General features: G+C 66.5%; 1 protein-coding gene. It reads right to left on the reverse strand.

Annotation, left to right across the window (positions count from 1 at the left end):
- Positions 1–39: 39 nt before the first annotated feature.
- A complete protein-coding gene (locus ABZ570_RS34030; RefSeq protein WP_358072306.1) occupies positions 40–933 on the reverse strand; it encodes an IS5 family transposase in 894 nt (297 codons plus the stop codon).
- Positions 934–1,056 lie beyond the last annotated feature (123 nt).

The raw sequence follows: 1,056 nt of genomic DNA on the forward strand, positions 1-1,056 counted from the left end.
CAGGTTAAAGATCAAGCTAAGGCGTGTTTCATAAGCCGGTCAGAGCCACTCGCAGATGATGACGATGGTCAGGACAGCCTGGTAGCGGACGGCCAGCTTGTCGTAGCGGGTCGCGACGCCGCGGTGGCGTTTGAGGCGTGCGATGCCGTTCTCGACAGCGTGACGCAGCCGGTAAAGCTCCTTGTCAAACGCGGGTGGCCGGCCGCCGCGGGAGCCTTTGGCCTTGCGGTGGGCGTCCTGGTCCTTCTTGCTTGGGATGCACGCCTTGATCCCACGCTTGCGCAGGTAGCCACGGTTGCCGCGGCTGGTGTAGGCCTTGTCGGCCAGCACCAGATCGGGACACGTCCGGGGCCGGCCCACCCCCAGACGAGACACGCGGATCCGGCGTAGGACCGGGATGAACTGCGGGCTGTCACCACGGTGTCCGGCCGTCACGACCAGGGACAGGACCTTCTGGCCCTGCTCGCAGGCCAGATGGGTTTTCGTGGTCAGCCCACCACGGGAACGGCCCAGCGCATGATCGGCGGGCTCCTCGTGCACACCGCCCGGTGGCTCCTTCTGCAGATGGCCGTCCTTACGGGCGCCAGCGGCGTGCTGGTGAGCGCGGCTGGTCATCGAGTCCACGCTCACCGTCCAGGCGATCCGGCCGTCCGCGTCACCGGCGGCCTGCGACGCGGCCAAGATCTTGTCCCAGGTCCCGTCGCGCTGCCAGCGGCGGAACAGGCCGTAGACCGTCTGCCAGGGCCCGTACTCGGCAGGGACATCGCGCCATGGGGACCCGACCCGGATCCGCCACCGGATCCCGTTGATGAGCTGCCGTTTCTCCCACTTGGGCGGACGGCCGTTGCCCGACGAGGCAGGAAGCAACTCCGCGAGCCGCTGCCATTGCGCGTCGGTGAGGTCGTGCCGCCCCGTCACCGCTATGGTGGCCACGAGGTCTCCGGTATGAAGTTCTAGCTTGGTCGCTGAACCATCTACCGGAGACCTCTTCAGTTATCGATCACCGCCACGCCGTGACTTCGATCAAACCCACCCAGCTTTTGAAACACGGCCTAG

Origin of the sequence: Micromonospora sp. NPDC007271 (assembly GCF_040634005.1) — a bacterium.
Taxonomy (GTDB): Bacteria; Actinomycetota; Actinomycetes; order Mycobacteriales; family Micromonosporaceae; genus Micromonospora.